27 protein-coding genes, 1 pseudogene and 1 other annotated feature are annotated in these 26,977 nt (G+C 44.2%); of the genes and pseudogenes, 5 read left to right on the forward strand and 23 right to left on the reverse strand.

Features of this window, described 5'->3' with window-relative positions; translation table 11 throughout:
• Position 1 precedes the first annotated feature (1 nt).
• Together abnA and ACFVP7_RS15920 are read right to left on the reverse strand one after the other, a co-directional pair.
• The gene (gene abnA, locus ACFVP7_RS15915; protein ID WP_024573508.1) at positions 2-973 is read right to left on the reverse strand and encodes an arabinan endo-1,5-alpha-L-arabinosidase AbnA; all 972 of its coding nucleotides are present in this window, start codon (positions 971-973) and stop codon (positions 2-4) included.
• A gap of 197 nt (positions 974-1,170) precedes the next feature.
• Entirely contained in the window at positions 1,171-2,256 is a 1,086-nt protein-coding gene (locus tag ACFVP7_RS15920) for a M42 family metallopeptidase (protein ID WP_003229495.1), read from the reverse strand.
• 183 nt (positions 2,257-2,439) lie between these two features.
• Between ACFVP7_RS15920 and ysdB the strand changes: the two genes are divergently transcribed.
• The gene (ysdB, locus tag ACFVP7_RS15925) at positions 2,440-2,832 is read left to right on the forward strand and encodes a sigma W pathway protein YsdB (protein ID WP_029318219.1); all 393 of its coding nucleotides are present in this window, start codon (positions 2,440-2,442) and stop codon (positions 2,830-2,832) included.
• 15 nt (positions 2,833-2,847) lie between these two features.
• Here the strand turns inward: ysdB and ACFVP7_RS15930 are convergent, their stop codons facing one another.
• From ACFVP7_RS15930 to infC, 4 genes are read right to left on the reverse strand one after another with little or no spacing between them, the layout of a single operon-like run.
• The gene (locus tag ACFVP7_RS15930) at positions 2,848-3,117 is read right to left on the reverse strand and encodes a DUF1294 domain-containing protein (RefSeq protein ID WP_003229490.1); all 270 of its coding nucleotides are present in this window, start codon (positions 3,115-3,117) and stop codon (positions 2,848-2,850) included.
• Between the two features lie 56 nt (positions 3,118-3,173).
• On the reverse strand, positions 3,174-3,533 hold the full coding sequence (gene rplT, locus ACFVP7_RS15935; RefSeq protein WP_003222420.1) for a 50S ribosomal protein L20: 360 nt from the start codon (positions 3,531-3,533) through the stop codon (positions 3,174-3,176).
• 31 nt (positions 3,534-3,564) lie between these two features.
• Positions 3,565-3,765 carry a 50S ribosomal protein L35 gene (gene rpmI / locus ACFVP7_RS15940; protein WP_003222418.1) on the reverse strand — a complete coding sequence of 67 codons (201 nt, stop codon included), beginning with the start codon at positions 3,763-3,765 and terminating at the stop codon, positions 3,565-3,567.
• Positions 3,766-3,777: 12 nt separating this feature from the next.
• Positions 3,778-4,299 (reverse strand): translation initiation factor IF-3, encoded by a 522-nt coding sequence (gene infC / locus ACFVP7_RS15945; RefSeq protein WP_010886591.1) that lies wholly within the window; start codon positions 4,297-4,299, stop codon positions 3,778-3,780.
• Between the two features lie 58 nt (positions 4,300-4,357).
• Positions 4,358-4,488, reverse strand: a sequence feature (ribosomal protein L20 leader region).
• Between the two features lie 257 nt (positions 4,489-4,745).
• Here infC and ACFVP7_RS15950 point away from each other — a divergent pair.
• The gene (locus tag ACFVP7_RS15950; protein WP_338730664.1) at positions 4,746-5,408 is read left to right on the forward strand and encodes a hypothetical protein; all 663 of its coding nucleotides are present in this window, start codon (positions 4,746-4,748) and stop codon (positions 5,406-5,408) included.
• Between the two features lie 31 nt (positions 5,409-5,439).
• Here the strand turns inward: ACFVP7_RS15950 and lrgB are convergent, their stop codons facing one another.
• From lrgB to lytS, 4 genes are all read right to left on the reverse strand, one after another.
• On the reverse strand, positions 5,440-6,135 hold the full coding sequence (lrgB, locus tag ACFVP7_RS15955; protein WP_003229482.1) for an antiholin-like protein LrgB: 696 nt from the start codon (positions 6,133-6,135) through the stop codon (positions 5,440-5,442).
• A 21-nt stretch (positions 6,136-6,156) separates the two neighbouring features.
• The gene (gene lrgA, locus ACFVP7_RS15960; protein WP_014477620.1) at positions 6,157-6,597 is read right to left on the reverse strand and encodes an antiholin-like murein hydrolase modulator LrgA; all 441 of its coding nucleotides are present in this window, start codon (positions 6,595-6,597) and stop codon (positions 6,157-6,159) included.
• 133 nt (positions 6,598-6,730) lie between these two features.
• Positions 6,731-7,456 (reverse strand): two-component system response regulator LytT, encoded by a 726-nt coding sequence (lytT, locus tag ACFVP7_RS15965; RefSeq protein ID WP_015251493.1) that lies wholly within the window; start codon positions 7,454-7,456, stop codon positions 6,731-6,733.
• Entirely contained in the window at positions 7,434-9,215 is a 1,782-nt protein-coding gene (lytS, locus tag ACFVP7_RS15970) for a two-component system sensor histidine kinase LytS (protein WP_003229477.1), read from the reverse strand. The genes lytT and lytS overlap by 23 nt, the downstream gene beginning before the upstream one ends.
• Positions 9,216-9,381: 166 nt before the next feature.
• Between lytS and ACFVP7_RS15975 the strand changes: the two genes are divergently transcribed.
• A complete protein-coding gene (locus ACFVP7_RS15975) occupies positions 9,382-10,164 on the forward strand; it encodes an HAD family hydrolase (RefSeq protein ID WP_338730665.1) in 783 nt (260 codons plus the stop codon).
• 39 nt (positions 10,165-10,203) lie between these two features.
• On the opposite strand, the gene thrS is transcribed toward ACFVP7_RS15975, so the two are convergent.
• The 9 genes from thrS to ACFVP7_RS16020 all read right to left on the reverse strand — a co-directional run bounded on the left by thrS (position 10,204) and on the right by ACFVP7_RS16020 (position 19,586).
• Complete coding sequence (thrS, locus tag ACFVP7_RS15980) at positions 10,204-12,135, reverse strand: threonine--tRNA ligase (RefSeq protein ID WP_014480529.1); 1,932 nt, start codon at positions 12,133-12,135, stop codon at positions 10,204-10,206.
• 396 nt (positions 12,136-12,531) lie between these two features.
• Entirely contained in the window at positions 12,532-13,377 is an 846-nt protein-coding gene (gene ytxC, locus ACFVP7_RS15985) for a putative sporulation protein YtxC (protein ID WP_134982332.1), read from the reverse strand.
• 78 nt (positions 13,378-13,455) lie between these two features.
• Positions 13,456-14,097 carry a TVP38/TMEM64 family protein gene (locus tag ACFVP7_RS15990; RefSeq protein WP_116316279.1) on the reverse strand — a complete coding sequence of 214 codons (642 nt, stop codon included), beginning with the start codon at positions 14,095-14,097 and terminating at the stop codon, positions 13,456-13,458.
• A gap of 33 nt (positions 14,098-14,130) precedes the next feature.
• Positions 14,131-15,066: a primosomal protein DnaI gene (dnaI, locus tag ACFVP7_RS15995; RefSeq protein ID WP_003229466.1), complete on the reverse strand. Its 936-nt coding sequence runs from the start codon at positions 15,064-15,066 to the stop codon at positions 14,131-14,133.
• A 27-nt stretch (positions 15,067-15,093) separates the two neighbouring features.
• Entirely contained in the window at positions 15,094-16,512 is a 1,419-nt protein-coding gene (gene dnaB / locus ACFVP7_RS16000) for a replication initiation membrane attachment protein DnaB (RefSeq protein WP_087614657.1), read from the reverse strand.
• A 114-nt stretch (positions 16,513-16,626) separates the two neighbouring features.
• On the reverse strand, positions 16,627-17,085 hold the full coding sequence (gene nrdR, locus ACFVP7_RS16005) for a transcriptional regulator NrdR (protein WP_003223586.1): 459 nt from the start codon (positions 17,083-17,085) through the stop codon (positions 16,627-16,629).
• A 273-nt stretch (positions 17,086-17,358) separates the two neighbouring features.
• On the reverse strand, positions 17,359-17,739 hold the full coding sequence (gene speD, locus ACFVP7_RS16010; RefSeq protein ID WP_003223584.1) for an adenosylmethionine decarboxylase: 381 nt from the start codon (positions 17,737-17,739) through the stop codon (positions 17,359-17,361).
• Between the two features lie 238 nt (positions 17,740-17,977).
• Positions 17,978-19,000, reverse strand: a complete 1,023-nt coding sequence (locus ACFVP7_RS16015; protein WP_338730667.1) for a glyceraldehyde-3-phosphate dehydrogenase — start codon at positions 18,998-19,000, stop codon at positions 17,978-17,980.
• 205 nt (positions 19,001-19,205) lie between these two features.
• Positions 19,206-19,586: a winged helix-turn-helix transcriptional regulator gene (locus ACFVP7_RS16020; protein ID WP_003229458.1), complete on the reverse strand. Its 381-nt coding sequence runs from the start codon at positions 19,584-19,586 to the stop codon at positions 19,206-19,208.
• A gap of 183 nt (positions 19,587-19,769) precedes the next feature.
• On the opposite strand from ACFVP7_RS16020, the gene ACFVP7_RS16025 reads away from it, so the two are divergent.
• Together ACFVP7_RS16025 and ytbE are read left to right on the forward strand one after the other, a co-directional pair.
• Positions 19,770-20,966 carry an MFS transporter gene (locus tag ACFVP7_RS16025; RefSeq protein WP_338730668.1) on the forward strand — a complete coding sequence of 399 codons (1,197 nt, stop codon included), beginning with the start codon at positions 19,770-19,772 and terminating at the stop codon, positions 20,964-20,966.
• A 14-nt stretch (positions 20,967-20,980) separates the two neighbouring features.
• Entirely contained in the window at positions 20,981-21,823 is an 843-nt protein-coding gene (gene ytbE, locus ACFVP7_RS16030; protein WP_338730670.1) for an aldo/keto reductase YtbE, read from the forward strand.
• Positions 21,824-21,864: 41 nt separating this feature from the next.
• Here ytbE and coaE read toward each other — a convergent pair whose 3' ends face one another.
• The 4 genes and pseudogenes from coaE to polA form a co-directional block, all read right to left on the reverse strand.
• Entirely contained in the window at positions 21,865-22,458 is a 594-nt protein-coding gene (gene coaE, locus ACFVP7_RS16035; protein ID WP_128993275.1) for a dephospho-CoA kinase, read from the reverse strand.
• A 15-nt stretch (positions 22,459-22,473) separates the two neighbouring features.
• Positions 22,474-23,124 (reverse strand): annotated as a pseudogene (gene ytaF / locus ACFVP7_RS16040) (sporulation membrane protein YtaF); the annotation flags it as partial.
• Between the two features lie 148 nt (positions 23,125-23,272).
• Positions 23,273-24,103, reverse strand: a complete 831-nt coding sequence (gene mutM, locus ACFVP7_RS16045; protein ID WP_019712903.1) for a DNA-formamidopyrimidine glycosylase — start codon at positions 24,101-24,103, stop codon at positions 23,273-23,275.
• Positions 24,104-24,125: 22 nt separating this feature from the next.
• A complete protein-coding gene (gene polA, locus ACFVP7_RS16050) occupies positions 24,126-26,768 on the reverse strand; it encodes a DNA polymerase I (RefSeq protein ID WP_338730671.1) in 2,643 nt (880 codons plus the stop codon).
• Positions 26,769-26,977 lie beyond the last annotated feature (209 nt).

Here is a 26,977-nt window from a genome sequence, read left to right on the forward strand (position 1 = left end):
TTCAATAGGACGGCCAGCCCGAGCTCCAATTCAAATCATTGATAAGAAGCTTTGGAATGCCGTTGTCATTGGCATCATAGGCATGGCGAACAAGAATGTTTCCGTTCACAATATCCTGGCCTCCAGGTCCTTTCCATTGGTCATTGCCCGAATCCAAAATGGTGCCTCCGCCTTCAAGCATGCTTTTTCCGCTTTTATCAAGATAAGGGCCTGTAATGTTTTTGGATCTTCCGTAAGCAATTTTGTACGTACTGTTTACCCCGTCACAGCATTTATCAAATGAGACCATTAAGTAGTAATAGCCATTTTGATACGTAAGAGTAGGAGCCTCAAGCGCCCCGCCATTATTCGGTCTGGCAGCAATCGAATAGAGCGAGCCTGTAGGCTTCATCGTACTCTTATCGAGCTTAGTCAGCTTAATGCCGCTCCAAAACGAGCCGAATGCAAGCCACGGGTTGCCATCCTTGTCGAATGTCAGCTCCGGATCAATGGCGTTATAATTATTTGAACTTGTCGAACGAATCACCAAGCCCTCGTCCTTCCAGCTCCCCGAACTGATGCTTGTTGAAGATGCCAGGCCAATGGCAGATGTATTGCTTCCAAAAGAAGAAACGGAATAATACAGCCAATACTTGCCGTTATAGTATTGGATGTCCGGCGCCCACTGGTTTTGACCATAATTCGGCACATAATTGGACCACCACGATAGCGGTGTACTGAAAATGGATTTTTGTACGGTCCAATTTTTAGCGTCTGAAGACTTCAAAACCCGCAGTCCCCGTTCTTCAGTAAGCCCTGTTCCGAGCGCATACCATGAGCTCCCCTCTTTAATCATAGTCGGGTCATGAAGCAGCTCATTGGATGCACCCCAAAACGCTGCCTCTGCGGGAGCAGCAGAAGTGAATATCAAACCTGCAGCCAGAGCTGCACTCGAAAAATGTAAGAAACGTTTCCATGTTTTTTTCTTTTTCAATTTTGTTTAACCTCCTTTATATTAGAAAGCGCTTACAAATTAGATTGTTTATCCTCCCTTCCTGTCAAATCGAGCTGCGTATCGTATATCGTCATGTTCAGGAAATTTTCGGTATCCCCTTTATTGTAGTCACTATGCTGTAATTTGTACAGACAAAAAAATAGAATCCGCCTCAATAGGCGGATTCTTCCGTATCTTTATTGGTACGTAATTTCGTCAACCGTTTTTCGGTCTAACTTCTTAATGACTTCTGTAATTAACTTTACCGCGTTTTCATAATCATCACGATGCAGCATGGCCGCGTGCGTATGAATGTAGCGGGTTGCAATGGTAATGGACAGCGCAGGAACGCCATTTGCCGTCAAATGGATGGCACCCGAATCAGTTCCGCCGCCGGCAATGGCATCAAATTGGTAGGGAATGCCGGCTTCCTCTGCAGTTGCCACAACTGCATCACGCAAACCTTTGTGAGAGACCATGGATGCATCGTAAACGATAATCTGCGGGCCTTTGCCCATTTTGCTCTGCGCTTCCTTCTCGGAAATGCCAGGCGTGTCTCCTGCTATCCCTACATCAACACCAAACGCAATATCAGGCTGAATGGTGTGTGCAGCCGTTTTCGCTCCCCTCAGCCCAACTTCCTCCTGCACGGTTCCGACGCCATACACTATATTTGGATGGTCTGTGTTTTGTAAGTTTCTTAACACATCAATTGCAATCGCACAGCCGATGCGGTTGTCCCACGCCTTTGCGAGTAGGAATTTTTCATTGTTCATGACCGTAAATTCAAAATGCGGAACGATCATATCTCCCGGAAGTACCCCCCACTCCAAGGCTTCTTCCCGGCTTGAAGCTCCAATATCAATAAACATGTCTTTTATTTCCACTGATTTTTTTCTTGCTTCAGGAGACAAAATATGAGGCGGCTTAGATCCGATAACCCCAGTGATTTCTCCTTTTTTTGTGACAATGGTGACCCGCTGGGCAAGCATAACCTGAGCCCACCAGCCGCCAACGGTTTGAAAACGGATAAAGCCTTTATCTGTGATTTGTGTCACCATAAAGCCGACTTCATCCAAATGTCCGGCGATCATAATTTTCGGGCCGTTTTCTGCACCAGTTTTTTTGGCAATTAAACTGCCCAGGCGATCTGTTGTCACCTCATCAGCAAATGGTTCTATGTATGATTTCATCACTTGCCTTACTTCTCTTTCATTGCCCGGTATGCCTTTTGCATCTGTTAAATCTTTCAGCATGGTCAATGTTTCATCTAATTTTGCCATGTTCCAAACCCTCCTTCATCAGTCCTGCATTCTTATTATACAAAACATAGCGCTAACCATACGACTATTTCACTTGAAAATCGGGTATATGTTTTTACAGCTTTCTTTTAGAAAAAGTGAAACCTTTTTCTATGCTTTTCGTATTACATCAGATCATCACCATAAGGGAGGTGCCTTCACACAATGTTTGTCATGGTTCTAAGGATTATTTTGCTTGCACTTTTTGCTTATTGTATTTATGCCGTGGTCAAATATGTCGCGAATCCTAAGAGAAGGCTTAAGCTGGCCCAATCAAAAGAACATTTTTATATTATTGATGAACAAAACAATACCCGGAAGAATTTTCAGCTGACGTATAAAGGCGTGCTTTTTGAGGGAGAAAAGCATATTCCTTCCAAGGATCATCCGCTGTTTATTCACACGATCTTTGTCTGGACAGAATCTCCTGAGAAGCTGAAGCATTTCTCTGCAAAAGATTTTGAGAGCATTGAAGAAAAAGTGCTGGAACGATATCCAAATTGTAAGATTGACTGGGACCAGCCCATTAAACTCGCAAAAAAAGCAGAAGAGCGTTAAACGCTTTTCTGCTTTTTATAAATCAAACGGGCTGTAGTAAATAGCGATGAGAATCGCTTCAATTACCAGAAGAAGCGGTACTCCGTACTTAAAAGAAGCGTGTTTCGTTTTATGTCTGAAGGTTTGCATGCCAAGCCAGACACCGAGCGCTCCAAACACGATGGCTATCAGCCACAGCCGGTCTTCAGAAATTCTCCACTTGTGCTGCTGCGCTTTGCGTTTGTCAATGCCCATCACCCAAAAACCGCACAGATTAATCAACACCAAATAAGCAGCAATAATCATGTTGCCTCATCCTTTATATAGAAAAAGCCGCTCTGCTGGAGAGCGGCTCTATATGATTACTTGTTTAATTGAGCTTTAGCAGCATCAGCAAGCTGATTGAATGCAGTAAGATCGTTTACAGCAAGATCAGCAAGCATTTTACGGTTTACTTCGATACCAGAAAGCTTAAGACCGTGCATTAAACGGCTGTAAGAAAGGCCGTTCATGCGAGCAGCTGCGTTGATACGAGTGATCCAAAGTTTACGGAAATCACGTTTTTTCTGACGACGGTCACGGAAAGCATAGTTTCCAGATTTCATGACCTGCTGGTTAGCTACTTTGTATAATGTATGTTTTGAACCGAAATAACCTTTTGCTAATTTAAGAACCTTTTTACGACGCTTACGTGTAACAGTTCCGCCTTTTACTCTTGGCATTGAATTTCCCTCCTAATTGTTCCTTATCCGATTACTTGATGTTAGCAAGCATTTGTTTGATACGTTTGAAGTCTCCTGCGCTTACAACAGCACTCTTGCGAAGCTTACGCTTTTGCTTTTGAGATTTGTTGGCGAATAAGTGACTTGTGTACGCGTGAGAACGTTTTAACTTCCCAGAACCTGTCTTTTTAAAACGTTTAGCAGATCCGCGGTGAGTTTTCATTTTTGGCATGGGATTTCCTCCTTATTGCTTTTCGTTTTTCGGTGCGAGCATTAAGAACATGCTGCGGCCGTCCATTTTTGGTTTTGTTTCGACTGTCGCAACCTCAGCACATGCTTCGGAGAAACGGTCTAATACACGCTGACCGATTTCTTTATGAGTGATTGCGCGTCCTTTAAAGCGGATAGAAGCTTTCACTTTATCGCCTTTTTCAAGGAATTTAATCGCATTGCGCAATTTCGTGTTAAAGTCATGCTCATCGATTGTCGGACTTAACCGAACTTCTTTTAAGTTAATGATTTTTTGATTCTTGCGTGCTTCTTTTTCCTTTTTCTGCTGCTCAAATCGGAACTTACCGTAGTCCATGATTCGGCAGACAGGCGGTTTTGCATTCGCTGCAACTAACACAAGGTCAAGATTTGCGCGGCCGGCGATTTCAAGTGCTTCCTGACGGGACTTGATTCCAAGCTGGTCGCCATTTTGTCCGATTAAACGGACCTCACGTGCACGGATACCCTCATTAACCAATTGATCTTTGCTAATAATGAGCCACCTCCATAGTTTCTTCGAATTGATTCACAACTCATTTTGAATGCATTTTGCAGGCAAACAAAAAGTGTGGGCATTATAAAACACCCACACTACGAACATCTGTATCAATAAAAATGTACGGTCAACCTGCCAACTACATGCATGTGTCAATCAGGTGAGAAGCGGGTGCTTCTGCTTGTGATTTATATTCAATTCAATAACTATTCTACACAATACCGGATCTTTAGTCAAGGACGACTTATCCGGAACAACTTTTACATTGTAACATGGGTTTTCTATGAGCGCAAGAGAGAAAAAGAAAATCTTTCATCCCCACCCAGAATACAAAGAACCAACAATTCCCCCCTTATTTCGCAATTTACAACAAAACCACCGACAGGAAGAAATGTAAAACAAAGTTAATCTCTGACCGATATAAGAAGCAGAAGGGAGCCTGACACATGAACAAACTGATACAGCTTGCTTTATTTTTCACATTGATATTAACCGGTTGCTCGAATAGCAGCACATCTTCCGAATCAAAAGTCGAAACTGTTAAGACAACTGCAGCATTTCCTCAAAAGGGGCTGGAGAAAGAGCTAAAAAAACTAAAACCCGTTTCATTGGACATGAAGTTCGAGAGTCCACTTGCTACTGAGTTAGGAAAGCGGAAGGCAAAAGAAGAAGCTGAAAAGCAAAGACAAATCGCCGCAGAGAAAAAGCTTGAAAAAGAGCGGGAGGCGAAACGAAAGAAACAGCAGGAGGAAAAAGCAGAGAGACAGCGATTAGCAGAGCAGCAGGCGGCAGAGAATCAGCGATTAGCGGAAGCAAAAAGACAAGCTGAACTTGAAAGACAGCGGCAGGCAGCAATCCAAAAAGAGCAGAAAGCGAACGCTGAGAAAAAGCGGCAATCACAGGCACAACGGCAGCAGACCGAGGCACCCTCATCTAATAGTAAAAATCCACCATCTCCCTCGAGTCAGACAGATAAAACCATTCAACAGCCAGCTTCAGAGCTTCCTGATGACGATGGTTATGGTTATGAAGAACGAAAAAAGTGGCATGACGATCAAGTAGAATGTGGCATTAAACAAGGGTATATCGATCCCGAAGACGCACCATAAAATAAAAAAAGCCAAGGCATTCAGCCTTGGCTTATCCTCCGATCAGCTGCACGAACACAGGGATGACCAGAACCGTTACCACTCCTACTACGACAACAGCAATACTTGCCATCGCAGCTTCAACTTCTCCCATCTCAATCCCGACCGCTACACCAAGTGCATGTCCGGATGTTCCAAGAGCCAATCCTTTAGAAATCGGATTTTTCACTTTAAACACCTTCAAGAACAATGCTCCGAGCGCATATACGATGACAGCGTTAAAGATGACCGCAAAGGCTGTGATGTCGCTGATGCCCCCGATGCCTTTTGATAAAGGAAGCGCAATTGCCGTTGTAGCCGCCTGCGGAAGCATGCTTTTCATTACGGCCGAATCGAGATGAATGCCTTTAGCGAGCAAATAAACAATCGTGACAGAGCAGATAGAGCCGGCAATAATGGAGGCCATGATTTGCCACCAGTACTTTTTAAGCTTATCTCTTTGTTTGTACAAAGGAATTGCAAATGCGATCGTTGCCGGTTCAAGGAAAAACTTAATGATCTCTCCCCCGTTATTATAATCCGCGTAGGAAAAACCGCCGATTTTTAAAAATGCGATCCCCAGCACCATGGCAACAAACAAAGGAGTGAAAAGGAAGAAGCCTTTCGTTTTCTTAAATAAAAAGGTGCCGATGCCGAATGCAGCAAGTGATACGACAATCCCAAAATAAGGACTCATTGTGCTTTCCATGTGAAGAACCTCCTGTTTCCCTTAATGGTGAACGAGTTCGTTATTGTTCTGCGGGCTTTGCACTGTTTTTGTTTTCATGTCCGCTGCGGTTTTGCGTTTTCCGCTCAGCGACAGAATCAGCTGAGAAAACAATCCCGTAGCCCCCAGCAGAATAATCGTTGCGAGCAGAATGACAAGAACAATTTGCAGGCCGTATTGCTGCATCACACCAAGCGAATTCATAACAGATATACCTGATGGAACAAATAAAAATCCGATCAGAGAGGTTAAAGACGTTCCGAGCGTTTCCACTTGTTCCAGTTTAATGACTTTCAAACATAATAGGAGAAATAATAAGACCAACCCTACAACCGATGCCGGGATAGGTATTGGGACAATAGCGGCAATCATATTTGAAACCAGCATAATGACGGCAAAAATAAATGCTTGTGTTAAAAACCCGTACACTTTTTTAGCACTCATTTTCTTCACCTCTTTCTCTTTGGTACCCTCATTATAAATAAGAATCCCCTGTTATAAAGCGCTTACAAGATAACATGCCGTATAGCAGGTCTGAGTTGCAGAATCAAATGGCTGAAATGCAAAAAGCCGCCCATCAAATATGGAGCAGCTTTTTCAATTCCTTCGCATATGTCCGGCTGACCGGTATTTTCGATCCGTCTTTCATAATCAGATTATACGTTGAATTAAACCATGGCTGAATTTCTTTAATATATTCGGTATTCACGACAAAGCTCCGATGGACGCGGATAAAATCAGAATCCGGCAGCTTTTTCTCAATCACAACGAGTGTATCGCTGACCGTATAAGAATGATCGAAGGTTTTTACATTGACATGACCATCTTCTGTTCCGGCATAGATAATGTCCTTCGTATCCACAATCACAATCGATTCCCCCACAGATAGCGCGAGCTTGTGCTGGCCGGCATGGCTGTTTTGCTCTGTTTCTACAATATCCCGATTGACTTTTTTATATTTTTTCAGCGTTTGCTGAATTCTTTCTTCATCGAAAGGCTTGGTTAAATAATCAAGAGCGTCCACCTCAAACGCTTTGAGCGCATACTGGTCATACGCTGTCGCAAACACAACAGCAGGAGGATGCTTCATTTTCTTCAATCGCTTTGCGATATCAAAACCGTTTTCTCCGGATAAATCAACGTCTAAAAACAGCAAATCAGGTTTTTGATCCATCATTTGGTCAAAAGCGGATTCGATATTTTCCGCTTCATTGATTTCCATTTCCTCATTGGTCCGCTTAAGCAAGTAAGCCAGTTCATCCCTTGCCAGCATCTCATCATCAACTATTAACACCCTGAGCATGTTCTTCTCCCTCTTTCATCTGTTGCATTGGCACTTGAAAGGAAACCTCTGTCCCTTTATGAACCTCACTGCTGATATGCAGTGCAGCTTGCTGTCCGAATAAACCGATCAGCCGCTGATTTAGGTTATAAAGCGCTGTACCGGTTCCCTCCTTAGACGGAAACGGTTTCTTCCCCAGTTCCGGCAAGACGTCCGGCGGAATTCCGCGTCCGTTATCCGCCACCTTCATATAGACGGATGCATCATCAGATAAGACACAGACTGTAACCTTGCATATGTCTTGTTTTTTCGGAAACGCGTGCCGAAGCGCGTTCTCGACAAGCACCTGCAAAACAAACGGAGGGATTTCAATCTGCTCCAGTCTGCTGTCGATATTAAGCTCAATTTTATATTTCCCGGGAAAACGCGCCTGTTCTAATGACAAATAGGCGTTAAGATGGTTCAGCTCCTTTGAGAGCGGAATCAGCAGCTGTCTCGCTCCTTGAAGGTTTGAACGAAAATAAACACTGAGCTGCAATAGGAGCTTACGGGTTTTTTCAACATCTGTACGGCATAGCGCAGAAATCGTGTTGATCGCATTAAATAAAAAATGCGGATTCACCTGTGCTTGAAGCGCTTTAATTTCAGCATCCTTGAGAAGTTTGCTTTGCAGCTCTGCTTCCCCAAGCTCAAGCTGTGTCGAAAACAGCATGGCCAGCCCCTCGGCAAGTTCCTCCTCTACCTGACTCAGGCCTGCCGGGCTTTTAAAGTACATTTTTAAGGTGCCGATTGTATTGCCGTTCGATGTCAGCGGCAGAACAATTGCAGCGTGCAAAGGGCATTCAGCATGCGTGCATTCAATCTCTTCCTGCGAAATCGCCTTCATAATATGCCCTGTTTTAATCACCTTTTTGGACAGGCCGGTGATCAAACTTTTCGATGGGATGTGGTGATCCATTCCCGCACCGACATGCGCAAGGATCTTTTCTTTGTCAGTGAGAGACACCGCATCTGTTCCTGTCAGCTTATGGATAATAGCCGCTACACTTTTACAGGAGTTTTCATTTAATCCTTGGCGAAAAAAAGGAAGTGTCTGATCAGCAATCGTCAGCACTCGATGCGTTTCGAGAGCTCTTGCCTGTTCTTCCTTGCGAATGATCGCTTGAATAATAGACAGAAAAATAAAACTGCCTGTTCCATTAATGAGTATCATCGGAATTCCGATCATGCTGACAAGCTCCCAGGCGTCACTGAACGGCTTTGCCATCAGCAAAATAATGATCATTTGCAGTGACTCCATGCCGATTCCCACAAGAGCGGCGATGCGCGGTGTCGGCATTCGATATCGCTTCGTAAAATACCTGCCGATCAAGCCTGCAAGAACACCCGCTAAAATAGATGAGACGGCACAGCTTAAGGCCGTGCTGCCACCGAGTGAAAAACGATGCAGGCCCGCAAGTATGCCGATCCCAGCCCCTACAAAAGGACCTCCGAGAAGGCCCCCGATTTCCACGCCCAAAATACGGGTATTCGCGATAGAGCCCGATGGATCTATCGTAAACACCCAGTCATTGTTTACAATCATATTTCTTTGAATTTCGATGCCTGTATAATTGCTGATGATGCTGAAAAGAGAAAAAATAGAAATTAAAATCGCTTTTCCTTTATAGCCGTCCTGATTCTGAAGAGCTTGTCTGAAAAGTTTCGTATGGGCGAGAATGAACCCTAATATAACAATAATCCCCACTCTCTCCAGCATCATAATCATTAAATGAATCATTCATGTCACCTGTTCTTTCCGTTTTCATTCTAGCATGTTTTCGTTTTAGGGCTGACTGTTTTTTTAAAATCGTCTGAAAACATATTTCACAAGGCTTTTATCTATTGTAAAATAAAACATGAGCCTTTTGGCAGAAAGATTTGAATCTGAAGCAGAGGAGAAGATCATGAAAGCCGTATTTTTTGATTTAGATGATACACTACTTTGGGACGAGAAAAGCGTCAGAACAACATTTGCAGAAACTTGCTTACAGGCGGAGAAAAAATATGGCCTTGCCCCTGAGGAATTCGAAGCAGCTGTTCGCGAAGCGGCGAGAGAATTGTACATGTCATATGAGACGTATCCATATACAGTGATGATCGGCATTAACCCGTTTGAAGGACTGTGGTCCAATTTCTCAGAGCCAATCAGTGAAGGCTTTCAAAAGCTGAACAAGATTGTGCCGGAGTACAGAAGAAATGCATGGACAAACGGACTGAAAGCGCTTGGGATCGATGATCCTGCATATGGCGAATACTTGGGAGAATTTTTTGCGGCAGAGCGCAGAAAACGCCCTTTTGTATATGATGAAACTTTTGCTGTACTCGATCAATTAAAAGGCAAGTATGAATTATTGCTTTTGACAAATGGAGATCCGAGTCTGCAAAAGGAGAAGCTTGCCGGCGTACCTGAGCTCGCTCCTTACTTCAATGAAATCGTCATCTCGGGCACATTCGGCAAGGGCAAGCCGGATGTTTCAATTTTTGAACACTGCCTTAAGCTGATGAATATTGAAAAAGACGATGCCATCATGGTCGGCGATAATTTGAATACTGATATTTTAGGCGCTTCAAGAGCCGGAATCAAAACCGTTTGGATCAACCGGACGGATAAGAAAAACGAAACTGACGTAACGCCTGATTACATCATCAGCAGCCTTCATGATTTGTTTCCTATATTAGAGAAATAAAAAAGCATGATCTCTTCAATGAGATCATGCTTTTTTATTTTATTTTTTCGCCTCAGCTACTGCCTTTTTCACAAACTCATCAAGTGAAATGGTTTCAGAGTTCTGTTCTCCGTATTTACGCACGTTTACCGCTCCGTTTTCTGCTTCTTGGTCACCGACCACCAGCATGTACGGGATTTTTTGCATTTGCGCTTCACGGATTTTGTAGCCGATTTTTTCATCGCGGCTGTCGACTTCAACACGCAGGCCTTCACGCTGCAGGCGTTCCTGCACTTTTTTCGCGTAGTCTAAATGCACAGCCGGAGAAACCGGGATGACTTGGAACTGAACCGGTGCAAGCCATGTCGGCAGCGCGCCTTTGTGTTCTTCGATTAAGAAGGCAACAAAGCGTTCCATTGTTGAAACGACACCTCTGTGAATGACAACCGGACGGTGCTGCTTGCCGTCCTCACCGATGTATGTCAGGTCGAAACGTTCCGGCAATAAGAAATCAAGCTGTACCGTAGACAGTGTTTCTTCTTTTCCGATCGCAGTTTTCACCTGAACATCAAGTTTAGGGCCGTAGAATGCCGCTTCACCTTCTGCTTCGTAATAGTCGTGGCCGATTTCGTCCATTGCCTCTTTCAGCATGGATTGCGCTTTGTTCCACATTTCATCGTCATCAAAATATTTCTCTGTATCTTCCGGATCGCGGTAAGACAGACGGAATGTGTAATCACTTAAACCGAAGTCTTCATATACATCCTGGATTAAACGGACTGTGCGGATAAACTCATCCTTAATTTGATCCGGGCGCACAAAGATGTGTGCATCATTTAACGTCATCCCACGTACGCGTTGAAGCCCTGACAGCGCACCTGACATTTCATAGCGGTGCATCGTTCCAAGCTCCGCAATACGAATCGGAAGCTCGCGGTAACTGTGAATGTCTTGTTTGTAAATCATCATATGGTGCGGACAGTTCATCGGACGCAATACAAGTGTTTCATTGTCCATTTCCATCGGAGGGAACATGCCTTCCTGATAATGGTCCCAATGCCCTGATGTTTCATACAGCTCTTTGCTGCCAAGCACAGGTGTGTATACATGCTCATAGCCGAGGCTGATTTCTTTATCGACAATATATCGCTCGATGACGCGGCGGATTGTTGCGCCTTTTGGCAGCCAAAGCGGCAGGCCTTGTCCGACTTTTTGAGAGTTCGCAAACAGCTTTAATTCTTTGCCAAGCTTTCTGTGGTCGCGTTCTTTCGCTTCTTCTAGCATACGAAGATGCTCTTCAAGATCAGCTTTTTTGAAGAAAGCTGTACCATATACGCGCTGAAGCATTTGGTTTTTGCTGTCACCGCGCCAGTATGCGCCAGCAAGGCTTAACAGCTTAAACTCTTTGATTTTTCCGGTTGAAGGAACATGGACGCCGCGGCACAGGTCAAAAAATTCGCCTTGCTCATAGATCGAAACGGTTTCTCCTTCAGGAATCGCATCCAATAGTTCAAGCTTCAGGTCGTCGCCGATTTCCGCAAAACGGGCTTTCGCTTCTTCACGGCTGACTTCTTTTCGAACGATCGGAAGGTTCGCATTAACGATTTTTTTCATTTCTTTCTCGATTTTCGGCAGATCCTCCGGTGTAATCGCTTCGTCCATTTCTACATCGTAGTAAAACCCGTTTTCGATAACCGGACCGACGCCGAATTTAACATCCTTGTAGATGCGTTTAATCGCTTGAGCCAGCAAGTGAGCCGTACTGTGGCGCATAATTTGAAGACCTTCTTCTGAGCCTTCTGTAATGATTTCCACTGTACCGTCTTCATTGATCGGCGTTCTTAAATCGATTTCTTTTCCGTTCAGTTTTCCGGCTAATGATTTTTTCTTTAATCCCGGACTGATGGATGCCGCGATATCTTCTGTTGTTGTTCCTTTCGCAAACTCCTTGACTGCTCCATCAGGAAATGTGATTTTTACCATATCTGACATCTTTGTCACTCCTTTTTTTGCATATAAAAACCCCGCCCCCTATGAAAGGGACGAGGTTGAATAAACGGAATCGTGGTTCCACCCTTTTTTCCGCAAAGCCAATACACGGCACCTGCGGCTCTTAGCTCTGTAACGGGAGTTCCCGTCAGCCATTACTGTTCCTTTTCAAGGGGTTCACAGCTGAAGTTCAAAGGCGGTAAAGCGAATGGTCCTTAGCTGGGAAGCTTGCAGCCAGGGCTTCCCTCTCTTTGAGCCGGTATCATTCCTTCGTGTCCTTATCAATACGTGTGTCTTTCTTAATCTCCTATGTATTATAAATTGTTCAATCCAAAAAATCAACACGATCGCGTTTCCTTTTTTTAAACCGACAGCCTTATATAGACAGGCTGCCGGCCCTCATCCTTCCGAGTGCTTCACCGGTATTTCTGCATCTGTAAAAGCATGCAGCGGGAGCATTTCCACTCTCTCTTGAAATACGTTTTGAATGGTCCTTGCCATCATGTGCTCGGGCTGGTCGGTATAAAGCACGACTTCATCAGGCGCAATGGAAATCAGCGGCGCGAGCAAATGAGAATCAATATACATAGGATGATCCCGGACAAATCTCCTGTCTATGTATTTCATTTTTTCCCGTTCCGGCACATAGCGCAGCTCCCATAATGTAAAGGAACCATCATGGACAATATGCACTTTTTTGATTCGCGGCTGTTTGGCGTTTACATAGTCTCTGAGTGTTTGAATAAAGTTTTGATATTCCTGTTCCATCTTATATTCATCAATCGCTGCTTCTGTAATATCTCTCAGCTGCTTATAGTATGATCCAAGTCGGAAGGTCTGAAAGGAGCGAATGTAAAATACTCCTTCCTCTAAACAGATCGTTTGGAGTTCATCCAAGATTGATTGTTTCCGTGAAAGCTTCAGCGGCTCAAACGGAAGATCGTCTGCTTCACCTTCAATAATACTGTGTGCGAGCTGAAGGATTTGCTGCTGTTCATCCTGGTCCGTGAAACAATAAGTTTCCTCAATCAATGACAGCATATGCTCGTCTTCTTTGCATTCCAAAAAAAATTTGACCAGAATCGGCTCCATAAAACGCTGAATAGGAAAAGCCGGATTCGCTTTTTCAATCCCGATTTTTCGTATGCCTTCACGGACAATGATATTGTTCCGATCGTCCGAATGCTGAATGAGATGTAAAAAAGCGGCTGTATCATGGTCATCTTCAAAGATTATTTCAAGCATGTTTGTCCCCCCTTACGGCATCTGTTACAAGTATATGGGGGATGTTTTTAAAATAGACGTAAAGGTCACTGGCAAATCTTAATTTGATTCTTGGAACAAGTTTTGCATTTTCTTTCTGAAGATGAACGGCAGTGAGATAAACACGATATACAAAGCGAGCACCATAAAGAAAGCGGGCAGATTGCCAGCCAAAAAGCTCGCACCCAGCACATTAAGCGCAATCGTCCCAGGGATGATTCCCACAGCCGTTGCGGCAAAATACGGCAGCGCTTTGACATTGGAAAGGCCTGCCGCATAGCTGACGAAATCAAAATTGATCGGCAGGATTCTCAAAAGAAAGATATAGAAAAATCCATTATCCTCCATTTGCTTCTGTATGGCTTCAAGCCTTTCGTAATGCCCGTGCTTTTTCGCCGAAAACAAACCGGCCGCAAAAAACGAAACAGCTGAAGCGCACATCGAACCGAATAACGTATAAAGCGTGCCGAGAAGCGGGCCAAACGCAAGTCCGCCAGCTATTGAAATAACAGACACCGGAAATAAAACAAGTGGCCTGACGATGGATATCCCGATAAACATCAGAGGTGCAAAGACTCCGAACGACAATACCCATACCCTGATTTCTTTCGGCGATACATTCAAATACGTTTTATTTCCCCAATAGAGTAAACCAGCACCTGCAAGCACTGCCAGCCATTTTACAGCCGTTTTTCGTTTCATACCCTCAGTTCCTTCCCCTTTGAACCGCAGCAATTATGGATGTCGGCGGTTTTCTCCGTCAAGGCGGATCGGAGCAGCCAAATATAATATCCGCTCCATTAATCTTGCAGCTTTTACTTCTTCTTTTTCTCCCCTCTGCGAATACGTAAAATGATGCTTCAGCTCGTCAGGTGAGAAATTAGAAGAAAAGAACGTTGGCAGCTGCTGGGACATTCTGTGCTGAAGCACCGTTCCGATGACCTCATCCCTTACCCAGCTTGTCATTGATTCTGCTCCGATGTCATCAAGCATTAATACGGGTGTGGTCTTTACCATATTGAGCTTCTCTTCCAATGTCTGGTCTTGCAGCGAATTCTTAAGCTCTCTCACAAATTCAGGCACATAAACAATCATGGAGGAATACTCTTTTTCCGCCAGCTCATTGGCAATTGCAGCGAGCATAAACGTTTTTCCTACCCCAAATTTCCCGTATAAATATAATCCTTTCCCTTTTCCCGTCTCATTATAGCTTTTCAGGAAGTCTGTAACATGCTGAAACATCGCGAGTCTGCTTGGGTCACTGATATCAACTTGCTGGAACGTCGCTCCAAGAAGATCCTGCTGGATATACATGCTTTTCATAAGAGACTGTTGTTTCTTCTGCTGGTCGAGCTTCCGTTTGACTGGACATTCGTAATACTCGATATCAATAGACCTCCCATTGACAACAAGCTTCGGATGGTAGCCCTCCAACAAATTGTTGCAGTTTTCATCTTCCGAACAATAGGAGCAATTCTTGCTTTGTTCGATATATTCATAAAGCTTATTTAAGCTCTTTTCGATCATTTTTTGGTCAATCACTTCTTCGTTTTCCTTCAAAAATGCTTGAACATCTTGATCTTTCATGACTTTTTCCTTCATTTGTTCAAGACGTTTTTGGAAATCCGGCCTGCCGGTTACGCCCTGCAGGGAACGGCCGATTGGTTCCATCTATTCCTTCACCCCGCATCTCTGTCTTTAATAGGCAGAGTATTTTTTCAGTTTTTGCATTTCTTCCATCATCTTTTTCTTCTGTTCTTCCAAATCCTGCGGATGCAGCTTCTGCTGTCCGGATTCTGAATCGGACGCTGTTTCCTTTTCTGTCATCCAATCAGGAAGCTTTTCTTCACGAATCACTTTTTGGTTTCGTTTCGAAGACTTTGTTTTTCCCTCAGCCCATTCAAGATACTGGCGGTTTTCTTCTATTGCGAGCTTCATCGCTTCCCTGACCGTTTTCACCTTTTTGCGTGCCCAATGCGAAGCGATTTTTTGGATATAGTTTTTCGACAGCTTCATGTCGGTTTTCAGCATGACATAATAAATTAACACATTTGTGACGCCTGGCTCGAGCTTCTGTTCGAACATAATTTCTTCTATGATCTTCAGATCAGCTTTTGACGGCTCTGTTCCGTCAGCAATGTCCTGCAGAAGCTTCTTCGGTGAAATCGCCTCCAGCAATGCAATCAGTTTCCCATCCAGAGAATCCTCTTCTGCCGGTTTTTCGCCTTCACGCAGATGCACCGGCTGTGTTTTTTCCACCAAATCGGGCAGCTGTCCGTTTCTTTCAATTTGATACCAGTCGCTCGCCGCTTTTCTTAATGCCTCCGTCGTAATGACGTCACGCTCATCAATTGCGCTCATCACAACATTTTGCATTTGCAAAGGGTCAATTCCGTACAGATAAGAAAGCTTTTTGATTGTGTCCCGCACCTGCTGGGTCATCGCTTTTCTCGGTATCATCGTCTCAGAAAGTCCCGCTAAAAACAAATCAAAATCAAACACATCCTCCGTTATGGTGTAGGACGGAGACTGTCCGACAGAAGTATACTCGGACCCCTCGGCAAGCCTTACCGTTTCCTCCATATCGGATGTGAGCTTCCATTCACTCGGCTGCAGCGATTCAAACGCATGATTAAACGGACGCGTAATGTCCTTCGCATCTTCTGAAATGGCCGGGTGCGTAAAAAATTGTTTTAATTGCTGATATTTCGTTTTTCCGACCCTATTATACAGAAAAACATTCAGCATTCCGTCTTCAAAAAATTCATTTGGTCTGAGCGGCGGAAGGAGTTCATATATAAAGAGGCGCTCCTGCCGCTCGGATTCTTTCATATATACTTTCAGCAATCCGATGCCCTCGAGCTTCCCCTGTTCCTGATGGATCGTTTTTAAGTTGGACTGTGTCATCGCCATCAGCTGTCTATGTGTGGACTCTCCGCCCCACAGACGGTTTTGTTCAAGCTCTCCCCACAATGTCATATAAAGAGAGAATGCAACAGGGCCGATTAAGGGCTGGTACAGTTGTGTAATAATTTGTCTGTCAATATCCTGCAGCATCGATCTGCTTTTAACCACATACGGGTCTACAGGCAGTACATCTTTCCAATAGTCAGCCATACATTCTCAAACCTTCCGAATTTGTTTCTACCTTTCATTTTACACCGTTTCTTATATCTATCAAATGCCAATTTTGCACATGAGAAAAGAGCTAGAAGAATCCTCTTAGCTCTTTTAACGCTCTTTCTTTATTAAGTCTTTTAATTCATCGATAAAGACGTTTATATCTTTAAACTGCCGATAGACGGACGCGAACCGCACATATGCGACTTCGTCAATCTTAGCCAGCCGGTCCATGACCATTTCTCCGACGAGCTCACTCTTCACCTCGGAGCAGCCTTGATTGCGAAGCTCTTTTTCAATATCAAAGCACATGTCTTCAAGCGTTTTGAGTGAAACAGGCCTTTTTTCACATGCTTTTATGAGGCCGCGCAGCATTTTTTCTCTGCTGAATTCCTCACGCACACCTTCTTTTTTCACGACGATGAGCGGGGTTTCCTCCACTTTCTCAAAGGTCGTAAACCGGTAGTGGCAGGATTCGCACTCGCGTCTTCGGCGAATCGACTTTCCGTCATCCACAGGCCGTGAATCAAGGACTCGTGTTCCGTTATGCTGGCATGAAGGACATTTCAATAAAATCAGCTCCCAACTATATCGTTCCCTGCAATGTATTTTCGGCAGCCTCCGCCTTTTAAAAATAGATGTGACAGCATCTGTCGGGAGAGCCGTTGTTAAATTTGTTTCTATAGCATTAGGTGGTTTGTGAAAATCTCCTTCTTATTTTACAAAAAAAATGAAAAAAGAAAAAGCTGACACTCTCGTTTCTTTATAAAAATAAAAGGAGCATAAGCTAAAAAGCGCATAATGGCTTTCTAGCTTCAGCTCCCTTTGTGTTCGCAATTTACTTTATAGTACTTTCGCTTGCGCCTGTTTAATTTGCACAGGCCCCATTCCTCTTGGTATTTCAATGTTTTCTCTTGTATCAGCATGTAATGCCTCTGCAATGTAATCAGCAGCGACATTAGGATCTAAGTCTCCACAAGTATAAACATCAATGCTCGCATATCCGTGCTCAGGAAAACTGTGAATCGTTAAGTGTGATTCAGAAATAATCACAACTCCGCTTACGCCTTGCGGTGCAAATTTGTGAAATGCAACCTCGCGCACCTCAGCACCTGATTTTAGAGCAGCATTTACAAACGTTTTTTCAATAAAATCCATGTCATTCAGCTTATCAAAATCGCATCCCCATAGCTCGGAGATAACGTGACGCCCCATTGTTTCCATAGTCATGGACCCCCCTTAACAAGAATTAAAAAGTGAAATTCCAACAACTGGGTCGGCCATTTACCACGGGGGAAAGTTAGTCCGGAGAGGTCCTAACCCTTTAAGTAATTCCGAAACAGTCTCAAGCAAGAAGTTCACGAAAAATAGTATACTGTGTTTAAGTCTAATTTGCAAGGTGCGTTTTTTCAGAAATATGCTGTTAAGGGTTTTTTCTTTAAAATGTGTCCATGACCTTATTTTATACAGCAGACGGATGTTTCATTCGTGCCGCTACATGGCGGATCAGATCAACAACTCTGCAGGAGTAGCCCCATTCGTTGTCATACCACGCCAGCACCTTTACTTTCCTGTCTTCCATTACCATTGTTGTAAGCCCGTCAATGACCGCTGAATGAGGATTCGTATTATAATCAGTCGAAACAAGCGGTTCATCTGAGTAATCAAGTACACCGTACATCGACGTTTTGGCAGCGCGTTTAAATGCCTCGTTTACTTCTTCAGACGTAACATCCGTTTTCAGATCAACAACGAGATCAACCAATGAGACGTTCGGAACAGGGACACGCAAGGCGAGGCCGTGAAGTTTTCCTTTCAAATGCGGCAGCACAAGTGAAAGCGCCTTTGCCGCTCCTGTTGTCGTCGGAATGATGGATTCACCGCAAGCCCGCGCCCGGCGCAAATCTTTGTGCGGGTTATCAATATTTTTTTGGTCATTCGTATACGCATGAACTGTAGTCATCAGACCGCTCTCAATGCCAAACTCTTCATCCAGCACTTTTACAACAGGCGCAAGGCAATTTGTCGTGCATGACGCATTTGAAATAATGACATGGCGCTCAGCGTCGAATTGGTCCTCATTTACGCCCATCACAATGGTAACGTCTTCATTTTTTCCCGGAGCGGTCAAAATCACTTTTTTTGCACCTGCTTCTATATGGCCCATCGCTTTATCTTTAGCATTAAACTTCCCTGTTGCTTCGACGACTATGTCAATATCATATTCCCGCCAAGGCAGCTGTTTTGGATCACGGCTGTTTAACAAAAGCACTTTCTTTCCATTTACGATCAGGCTGTCTTCACCAGCCACAACCTCTTTGTCGTATCTGCCGTGAATTGTGTCATACTTTATTAAATGAGCCAGCGTTTCTGCGGAATAGCTGGCGTTAATGGCCACTACTTGAATTTGATCGTCTAACATCGCTTTTCTAAAAACCATTCTTCCGATTCTTCCAAACCCGTTGATCGCTACTTTTACCTTCATGTTGGACACCCCTTATCAATTATGCCATCCTAATTTGTTACTATCTAAAATTAGTATAACACATTAAAACAAATTCGCCAGTACATATTGATAAAAATCAACGATTATAACGCTAATTTATGATGCATCTTATGTTTTCTTGCACAGAATATCAGGCGTAAGAACCAAAAAGCAGCCAGCGCTCCGCACTGACTGCCCTCATGCTTTATGATTCCTGTTTTAACTTATCATTGAGCACACTTTCTTCTAGCACAGAAAAAGTATCCCCGTACACTCTGTTAATATGATTCGCTCCCCAAGCACACAGCATATCTAAAATCCCTTCTAAGCTGCGGCCGTATTCGCTGAGCTCGTATTCCACTTTGGGAGGAACTTGATTATATACGATTCGGTTAATGACACCGTCCGCTTCCAGCTCGCGCAGCTGCTGAGTCAGCATTTTTTGCGTGATGTTGGGCATTAGGCGTTTTAATTCACTTGTGCGTTTTTTTCCGTGCGTCAGATGGCATAAAATGACGCATTTCCATTTCCCACCGATCACTTCAAGAGTCGCTTCAACAGAAATGTTATATTTTTTCTTCTCCATACAATCCATTCTCCTCACAGGCACCAAAAAGTGACTATAGCACTTCAAAGTACGTACTTTTATTTCTTAACGATATGTTTCATAATCACATTTGCCGGCTGATTTGAATCTGCTCTTTTTTATTTATATAGCTTACTCGGCAGAATTTCAATCATACAACACATCTTACAAAGGAGGAACATCATGACTTCAGCCAAAAGCAGTATTCCTGCACTACTGGCTTTGGCCGTAAGTGCATTCGCAATAGGGACAACTGAATTTATCAGTGTCGGCCTTTTGCCGCTCATTGCTGATGACCTGCATATTCCAGTCACGACAGCAGGATTAACCGTTTCCCTTTATGCGCTCGGCGTTACATTTGGGGCACCTATATTAACTTCATTGACCTCAAGCATGTCACGTAAGACACTATTGCTTTGGATCATGTTTATTTTTATTGCCGGTAATACGATGGCAGCAACCGCTTCAAGCATCGGGATTTTACTAGCAGCACGTGTGATATCGGCATTTTCGCACGGTGTGTTTATGTCGATCGGTTCGACAATCGCAGCGGATATTGTCCCGGAAGATAAAAGGGCTAGCGCGATTTCAATTATGTTTACTGGCCTCACTGTGGCAACTGTAACCGGAGTTCCTTTTGGGACATTTATCGGCCAGCAGTTCGGCTGGCGTTTCGCCTTTATGGTCATTATCGCCGTCGGAATCATTGCTTTCATTACAAATGGCATTCTTGTACCGTCCAAATTACGAAAAGGGACGAAAACAACGATGCGGGATCAATTGAAGCTTGTGACAAACAGCCGGTTATTGCTTTTATTTGTCATTACAGCGCTTGGATACGGAGGAACATTCGTTGTGTTCACGTATCTGTCTCCCCTGCTTCAGGAAGTAACAGGCTTCAAAGCCGGGACTGTTGCAGTGATTCTGCTCGGATACGGAATAGCTATTGCTATCGGCAATATGATTGGCGGAAAGCTGTCAAACCGAAATCCGATTGCCGCTTTATTCTATATGTTTATCGTACAAGCAATTGTTCTATTCGTACTGACATTTACAGCCCCGTATCAAGCAGCAGGGCTCATTACCATTCTCTGTATGGGATTGCTGGCCTTTATGAACGTGCCAGGCCTTCAGGTGTATGTCGTCATGCTGGCTGAGCGTTTTGTCCCGAGTGCAGTTGACGTCGCATCCGCAATGAATATCGCTGCCTTTAATGCAGGAATCGCGCTTGGGTCATACCTTGGCGGTGTGATCACCGATTCAATCGGATTGATTCATACCGCTTGGATAGGCGGATTAATGGTGGTCGGTGCAGTCATTTTAACAGGCTGGAGCCGCTTAATGGAAAAACGAGATCGGCAGGAAGCCTGGCAATTTTAAAGGAGGAAATGAACATGACAACACATTTACAAGCAAAAGCAACACTTCATAATGGGGTAGCAATGCCTTGGTTCGGCCTCGGCGTGTTCCAAGTGGAAGAAGGATCTGAACTGGTAAACGCAGTTAAAACTGCCATTGTTCACGGGTACCGCAGTATTGATACTGCAGCTATCTATGGAAATGAAGCTGGCGTTGGAGAAGGGATTCGGGAAGGCATTGAAGAAGCAGGCATTTCAAGAGAGGATCTGTTTATCACATCGAAAGTATGGAATGCGGATTTAGGCTACGAAGAAACACTCGCCGCGTTTGAAACAAGTCTGTCCAAACTCGGTCTGGATTATTTGGATCTATATCTCATCCACTGGCCTGTAGAAGGAAAGTATAAAGAAGCTTGGAGAGCGCTTGAAACGCTGTATAAAGAAGGCCGTATCAAAGCGATTGGCGTAAGCAACTTCCAAATTCACCATCTTGAAGATCTGATGACGGCAGCTGAAATTAAGCCTATGATTAACCAAGTGGAATTTCACCCGCGCCTCACACAAAAAGAGTTGATAAGATACTGCCAAAATCAGGGCATCCAGATGGAGGCTTGGTCACCTTTAATGCAGGGGCAGCTGCTGGATCACCCTGTATTGGCTGACATCGCTCAAACATACAATAAATCTGTCGCACAAATTATTTTGCGCTGGGATCTGCAGCATGGCATCATTACGATTCCTAAATCAACGAAGGAACACCGCATTAAAGAAAATGCAAGCGTATTTGACTTTGAATTAACGCAGGATGACATGAACCGAATCGATGCACTGAATGAAAACTTGCGCGTCGGTCCTGATCCGGACAACTTTGATTTTTAATGGCAAAAAAACACCGTTCAATATGAACGGTGTTTTTTGTATTATGCCCAGCTGTTCATGATTTCATCAAGCTGCCTTTCGGTCTCTTCAAGCGTGCCGCTGTTATCAATGACTTGATCTGCTCTTGCTGTTTTTTCCTCTAAGGGCATTTGAGAGCGGATACGGCTGACTGCTTCTTCTTCCGTCAGCTGATTGCGCTTCATCAGACGTTCCAGTTGAAGCTCTTTTGTCACACTGACCACAATAATTTTATCAACCAATGATTCCAATTTGCTTTCGAACAATAGCGGGATATCCAATACAACAAATGCCTCCCGATTTGCAACGGCTTCATCACGGCGATTGAGCATTTCCTGCCTGACTGCGGGATGAACAATTGCATTTAAAGCGAGACGTTTTTGTTCATTTGTAAATACCAGCGCTCCAAGCTTTTTTCGATCTATATCGCCATTTGAGAGCAGTATGTCTTCACCGAATTCGTCAATGATTTGCCGGTAGGCCGGCATCCCTTTTTCTACCGCTTGTTTTGCAATGATATCTGCATCTATAACTGTTATTCCTTTTTCAATCAGCATATTGGCTACCGTGCTTTTGCCGCTAGCTATTCCTCCCGTTAAACCAATGACTAAGGTCAAGAGATCCACTCCTTTTTACAATTTCCAGAGCCCAATCGTGATTAATAGAAGCCCCGGCAAAAACGCCATTTTATCGATCCATTTCCACTTAGACAGAAAATGGCCGGCATTGATTCCAATTGATACAAACAGCGAGCTCATGATTGCCACGGCGATGCTCATCACAATCGGCGAAAAACCGAGAATGGCTGCGCCTATACCTGCTCCAAAGGCATCAATCGATAAGGCAAATCCCAATAAGACCGCCTCAATTCCGTTGATCACACCCGATTTGTCGATATCCGCACTCATTGGTTTTCTCAAAATATGAATCACAATTCCTAATGACCGAACCTCTAGATTAAGCAGTGTTTTTTCATGCAATAGGTATTCTTTATCTTTTGCCGGTTTGAAAAATTGATACAGAACCCACGCACCGATTCCAACCAATATCAAACCGCCAAGCTTCTCCGTCACATATACAGGAAAAAACTTCGTGAGAAAGCTTCCGATCAGCATGGATATAAACATGACAGCACCGGAACAGCAGGCGATAACCAAAATCGCTTTAAACGGTATTTTCATTTTTCTCAATCCGTACGTAAATCCGACTGAAAAACTGTCCAAGCTGACAGCCAACGCCAGCAGCAGTATAGAAACCATTTGCATATCCGTTTCTTCCTTTCTGTTGGTGCTCTTGTATCAGATGTGAAATGCCCGGGATTCATCACAATCATATATATGGGAAAGTGAAAAATCCGTGTTTCGAAAATGGCATCCTCCATTACAGAGTTACTGATATATGCACCGACAGCTTGGACGATGAAGCATTATGCTACTTTTTTTTCTGGCACTTTGCGCAAAAATGCGTGCCTCTTCCTCCAACGACAATTTTCGAAATCATCGTTCCGCAATTTTTGCATGGCTCGTCTTTTTTTCCGTACACAAAATGCTGCAGCTGGAACATTCCGATTTCCCCTTGGGAGTTGATATATGAACGGACTGTGCTTCCGCCCGCATCAATCGCCTCCTGCAGAGTGTTTTTGATTTCAGCGTGAAGGGTTTTGATTGTTTTATCTGATAATTGATTTGCTTTTATCTCGGGATGAACACCCGCTCTGAAAAGAGCCTCATCCACATAAATGTTTCCTAGTCCAACTACCGTTTTTTGATCCAGTAGGGCAGTTTTGACAGCGCGGTTTGTTTTCGCAAGCCGTTCTTTTAAATACGCACTTGTAAATTCTTCTGCATCCGGCTCCGGACCTAACTGAGAAAGCGGGAGCTCGCCCGCTTCTTCTCCCGGTTTAAATAAGTGCATAGTTCCAAATTTCCGCACATCCCTGTACCGAAGCTGGGTTCCATCCGTCATCGTGAATATGACATGCACGTGTTTATCGTCAGGCTCCTCGGCTTGATGAAGACCGTATTTTCCTTCCATTCGAAGGTGAGAAACCATAACATAATGATCTAAATGAAACAGTAAAAACTTTCCCCGTCTTCCGATGGACTGTATCGTTTCTCCTGCTAGTTTTCGCGCAAATTCCTCCGGCTCGGCAGGCCGTTTGATGATATTCGGCCATCTGATCTCTACCGATTTGATTGTTTTTCCCTTTACAAGCCCGGTCAGAGTGCGCCGGACCGTCTCAACCTCTGGTAATTCCGGCACATCCATCACTTCCTATCTCTGTTTATTTCGCATCGTACCAAGATGGGCCTGATGCAAAGTCCACCTTTAACGGCACATCTAATGCAAGCGCATGCTCCATCACTTCAGGAACAAGCTTTTCAAGAATTTCAATTTCTTCCTTTGGCGCCTCAAAAATCAATTCATCGTGTACTTGAAGCAGAAGCCTTGCTTTCAACTGTTTTTCTTTCAGCTTGGCAGCCATGTCAATCATGGCTTTTTTGATAATATCAGCGGCGCTTCCTTGAATCGGCGTATTCATGGCCGTCCGCTCCGCAAAACTTCGGATATTAAAGTTCCGGCTCGTCAGCTCAGGGATGTAGCGGCGGCGATGCATAAGCGTTGTTACGTATCCTTTTTGCTTCGCTTCCTGTACTGAATCTTCCATGTACGCTTTTACGCCTTGGAAGCTTTCCAGATAGCGGTCGATAAATGCTCCCGCTTCCTTCCGGGTAATGCCGAGGTTCTGTGACAGACCGTAATCGCTGATCCCGTATACAATGCCAAAGTTGACCGCTTTCGCCTGGCGTCTCATCGCAGATGTCACTTCATCCTTAGCGACATGGAACACATCCATTGCCGTTTTCGTGTGAATATCCATATCATTTGTAAAAGCTTCGATCAGATTATCATCCTTTGAAATATGGGCAAGCACCCGCAGCTCGATTTGTGAATAATCGGCTGCAAAAATGAGCCAGTCTTTTTCAGACGGCACAAAAGCTTGGCGAATTTTCCGCCCTTCCTCAAGCCTGATCGGAATGTTTTGCAGGTTCGGATCAGTCGAGCTGAGACGGCCAGTTTGCGTTAAGGCCTGGTTAAATCGCGTGTGCACTTTATGCGAATCCGGTCTCGTCACCTTTAAAAGCCCTTCGATATATGTTGATTGAAGCTTGCCAATTTGTCTGTACTGTAAAATATAGTCGACAATATCATGCTTGTCAGCCAGCTTTTCAAGCACATCGGCAGACGTAGAATAGCCTGTTTTCGTTTTCTTTACGACAGGAAGGCCGATCTTTTCAAATAAGATGACGCCTAGCTGTTTCGGAGAATTGATGTTAAACGGCTCTCCCGCAATCTCATGGATTTTTTCTTCATATTCCTTCAGCTTCGCACCCAGTTCTTCACCCATCCGTTTTAAACGGTCAACATCGACCTTGACGCCAGTTGATTCCATTTCGCCAAGAATAAGCGCAAGAGGCATTTCCAGCTCTTCAAACAGTTCAAGCTGGTCGTTGTTTTCCAGCTCCTGAACGAGCTTTTCCCGAAGGCTTTGAATCGCTAACGCTTTTCGGCCAAGGTGCTCAGACAGTACGTCTTCTGACGGCACTGCCCGTTTTGCTCCTTTTCCATAAACTGATTCATCACTTGAAACGATATGCAGGCCGTAATCCTTAGCCACACTCGCAACGTCGTCATATGAATTGCCCGGGTTGATGATATAAGCCGCAAGGAGCGTATCAAACTCGGCTCCTTTCAGCTCAATGCCCTGCCAGCGCAAAGCGACAACGGCCCGCTTGCTGTCGAAGACCCATTTCTTCTGCTCGTCATTTTCCACCCATTCTTTAAACACCTCAGACTCAACGGCAATGTCTTTCGGAATGAAATAAGCTCCCGTTTCATTTACGATCGAAAATCCGAGGATCGGCTCTTCATGATAATTATCGCCAATCTGTTCAACGACAAATGCGGATGGAGAAACCAATATATCGCTTGTCACGTCTGTGACTGTTTTGACATTAATGTCTTCCAACGATTGATCCTGTTCTGCTTCTGCACTGTCTTCTCCAAGCCGTTCAAGAAGCGTGTTGAAGCCAAGATCTTTAAAGATGGCAATGACCTGTTCACGATTAAAGCCTTGATATTCCAGGCCGGAAACAGATACCTCAATCGGAGCATCCGTCATAATTGTCGCAAGCTCCTTGCTCATCAATGCCTGATCCTTAAACTCCTCAAGCTTTTCCTTCAATTTCTTTCCGCTCACCTCGTCAATGGACTCCAGCAGCTTTTCAACCGAATCAAATTGTTTTAAAAGCTTAATCGCAGTCTTTTCTCCGACGCCGGGCACACCCGGAATATTATCTGAGGAATCGCCCATCAGACCCTTCATGTCAATGATTTGTTCAGGCGTAAGCCCGTATTTCTCTTTGACATGCTCCGGTGTGTAAAATTCAACATCGGTAATTCCCTTTCTCGTAATGGCAACTGTCGTTTTGTCCGTTGCCAGCTGGGTTAAATCCTTATCCCCTGAGAAAACCTTTACTTCAAATCCGTCTTTTTCAGCCGATTTGGCCAGTGTGCCGATAATATCATCCGCTTCATATTGTTCCAGTTCATAGCGGCTGATCTGGTAGGCATCCAGCAGCTCGCGGATAAACGGCATTTGTTCGGAAAGCTCAGGCGGGGTTTTCTGTCTGCCGCCTTTATATTCTTTAAATGTGCCGTGACGAAATGTTGTTTTCCCGGCATCAAACGCAACCAGCATGTGCGTCGGTTTTTCATCCTCAAGCATTTTCATCAAAATCATCGCAAAGCCGTATACAGCATTTGTATGAACACCTTTATCATTGCTTAACAGCGGCAATGCAAAAAACGCCCGGTAAGCCAGACTGTTTCCGTCTACAAGCACTAATTTTTTTCGTTCCGTCATTCAATTTCCTCCTAAGAAGCCTCAGGCTTCCATTCATCTCTTACATAGTCATTAGCTCCTCTTATTTTAACAAAGTTCAATTTGAAAGGAAAATACGTGAACTATAAGAGAAGACACAAAAAAGGACGGGAACACAAATAGGTTCCCGCCGTCAAAATTGGCTCCTTGGATGAAGGGGTTCTACTACATCCTACCAGCATAGGTTTAAC

It is taken from the genome of Bacillus sp. SG20033, assembly GCF_044570195.1.
Lineage (GTDB): Bacteria > Bacillota > Bacilli > Bacillales > Bacillaceae > Bacillus > Bacillus subtilis.

Coding starts and splice junctions, on each gene's coding strand:
- lrgB (WP_003229482.1), bottom strand. CDS start 6,135: ATGGAAAGCACAATGAGTCCTTATTTTGGGATTGTCGTATCACTTGCT.
- ACFVP7_RS16020 (WP_003229458.1), bottom strand. CDS start 19,586: ATGGAGAAGAAAAAATATAACATTTCTGTTGAAGCGACTCTTGAAGTG.
- ACFVP7_RS15950 (WP_338730664.1), top strand. CDS start 4,746: ATGAACAAACTGATACAGCTTGCTTTATTTTTCACATTGATATTAACC.
- polA (WP_338730671.1), bottom strand. CDS start 26,768: ATGACGGAACGAAAAAAATTAGTGCTTGTAGACGGAAACAGTCTGGCT.
- ACFVP7_RS16015 (WP_338730667.1), bottom strand. CDS start 19,000: ATGAAGGTAAAAGTAGCGATCAACGGGTTTGGAAGAATCGGAAGAATG.
- lrgA (WP_014477620.1), bottom strand. CDS start 6,597: ATGAGTGCTAAAAAAGTGTACGGGTTTTTAACACAAGCATTTATTTTT.
- ACFVP7_RS16025 (WP_338730668.1), top strand. CDS start 19,770: ATGACTTCAGCCAAAAGCAGTATTCCTGCACTACTGGCTTTGGCCGTA.
- ACFVP7_RS15920 (WP_003229495.1), bottom strand. CDS start 2,256: ATGGCAAAATTAGATGAAACATTGACCATGCTGAAAGATTTAACAGAT.
- ytxC (WP_134982332.1), bottom strand. CDS start 13,377: ATGCTTGAAATAATCTTTGAAGATGACCATGATACAGCCGCTTTTTTA.
- rpmI (WP_003222418.1), bottom strand. CDS start 3,765: ATGCCAAAAATGAAAACTCACCGCGGATCTGCTAAACGTTTTAAAAAG.
- ACFVP7_RS15990 (WP_116316279.1), bottom strand. CDS start 14,097: ATGAAACGAAAAACGGCTGTAAAATGGCTGGCAGTGCTTGCAGGTGCT.
- rplT (WP_003222420.1), bottom strand. CDS start 3,533: ATGCCAAGAGTAAAAGGCGGAACTGTTACACGTAAGCGTCGTAAAAAG.
- ytbE (WP_338730670.1), top strand. CDS start 20,981: ATGACAACACATTTACAAGCAAAAGCAACACTTCATAATGGGGTAGCA.
- lytS (WP_003229477.1), bottom strand. CDS start 9,215: ATGATTCATTTAATGATTATGATGCTGGAGAGAGTGGGGATTATTGTT.
- dnaI (WP_003229466.1), bottom strand. CDS start 15,066: ATGGAACCAATCGGCCGTTCCCTGCAGGGCGTAACCGGCAGGCCGGAT.
- ACFVP7_RS15930 (WP_003229490.1), bottom strand. CDS start 3,117: ATGATTATTGCTGCTTATTTGGTGTTGATTAATCTGTGCGGTTTTTGG.
- ACFVP7_RS15975 (WP_338730665.1), top strand. CDS start 9,382: ATGAAAGCCGTATTTTTTGATTTAGATGATACACTACTTTGGGACGAG.
- dnaB (WP_087614657.1), bottom strand. CDS start 16,512: ATGGCTGACTATTGGAAAGATGTACTGCCTGTAGACCCGTATGTGGTT.
- speD (WP_003223584.1), bottom strand. CDS start 17,739: ATGGAAACAATGGGGCGTCACGTTATCTCCGAGCTATGGGGATGCGAT.
- ysdB (WP_029318219.1), top strand. CDS start 2,440: ATGTTTGTCATGGTTCTAAGGATTATTTTGCTTGCACTTTTTGCTTAT.
- thrS (WP_014480529.1), bottom strand. CDS start 12,135: ATGTCAGATATGGTAAAAATCACATTTCCTGATGGAGCAGTCAAGGAG.
- lytT (WP_015251493.1), bottom strand. CDS start 7,456: ATGCTCAGGGTGTTAATAGTTGATGATGAGATGCTGGCAAGGGATGAA.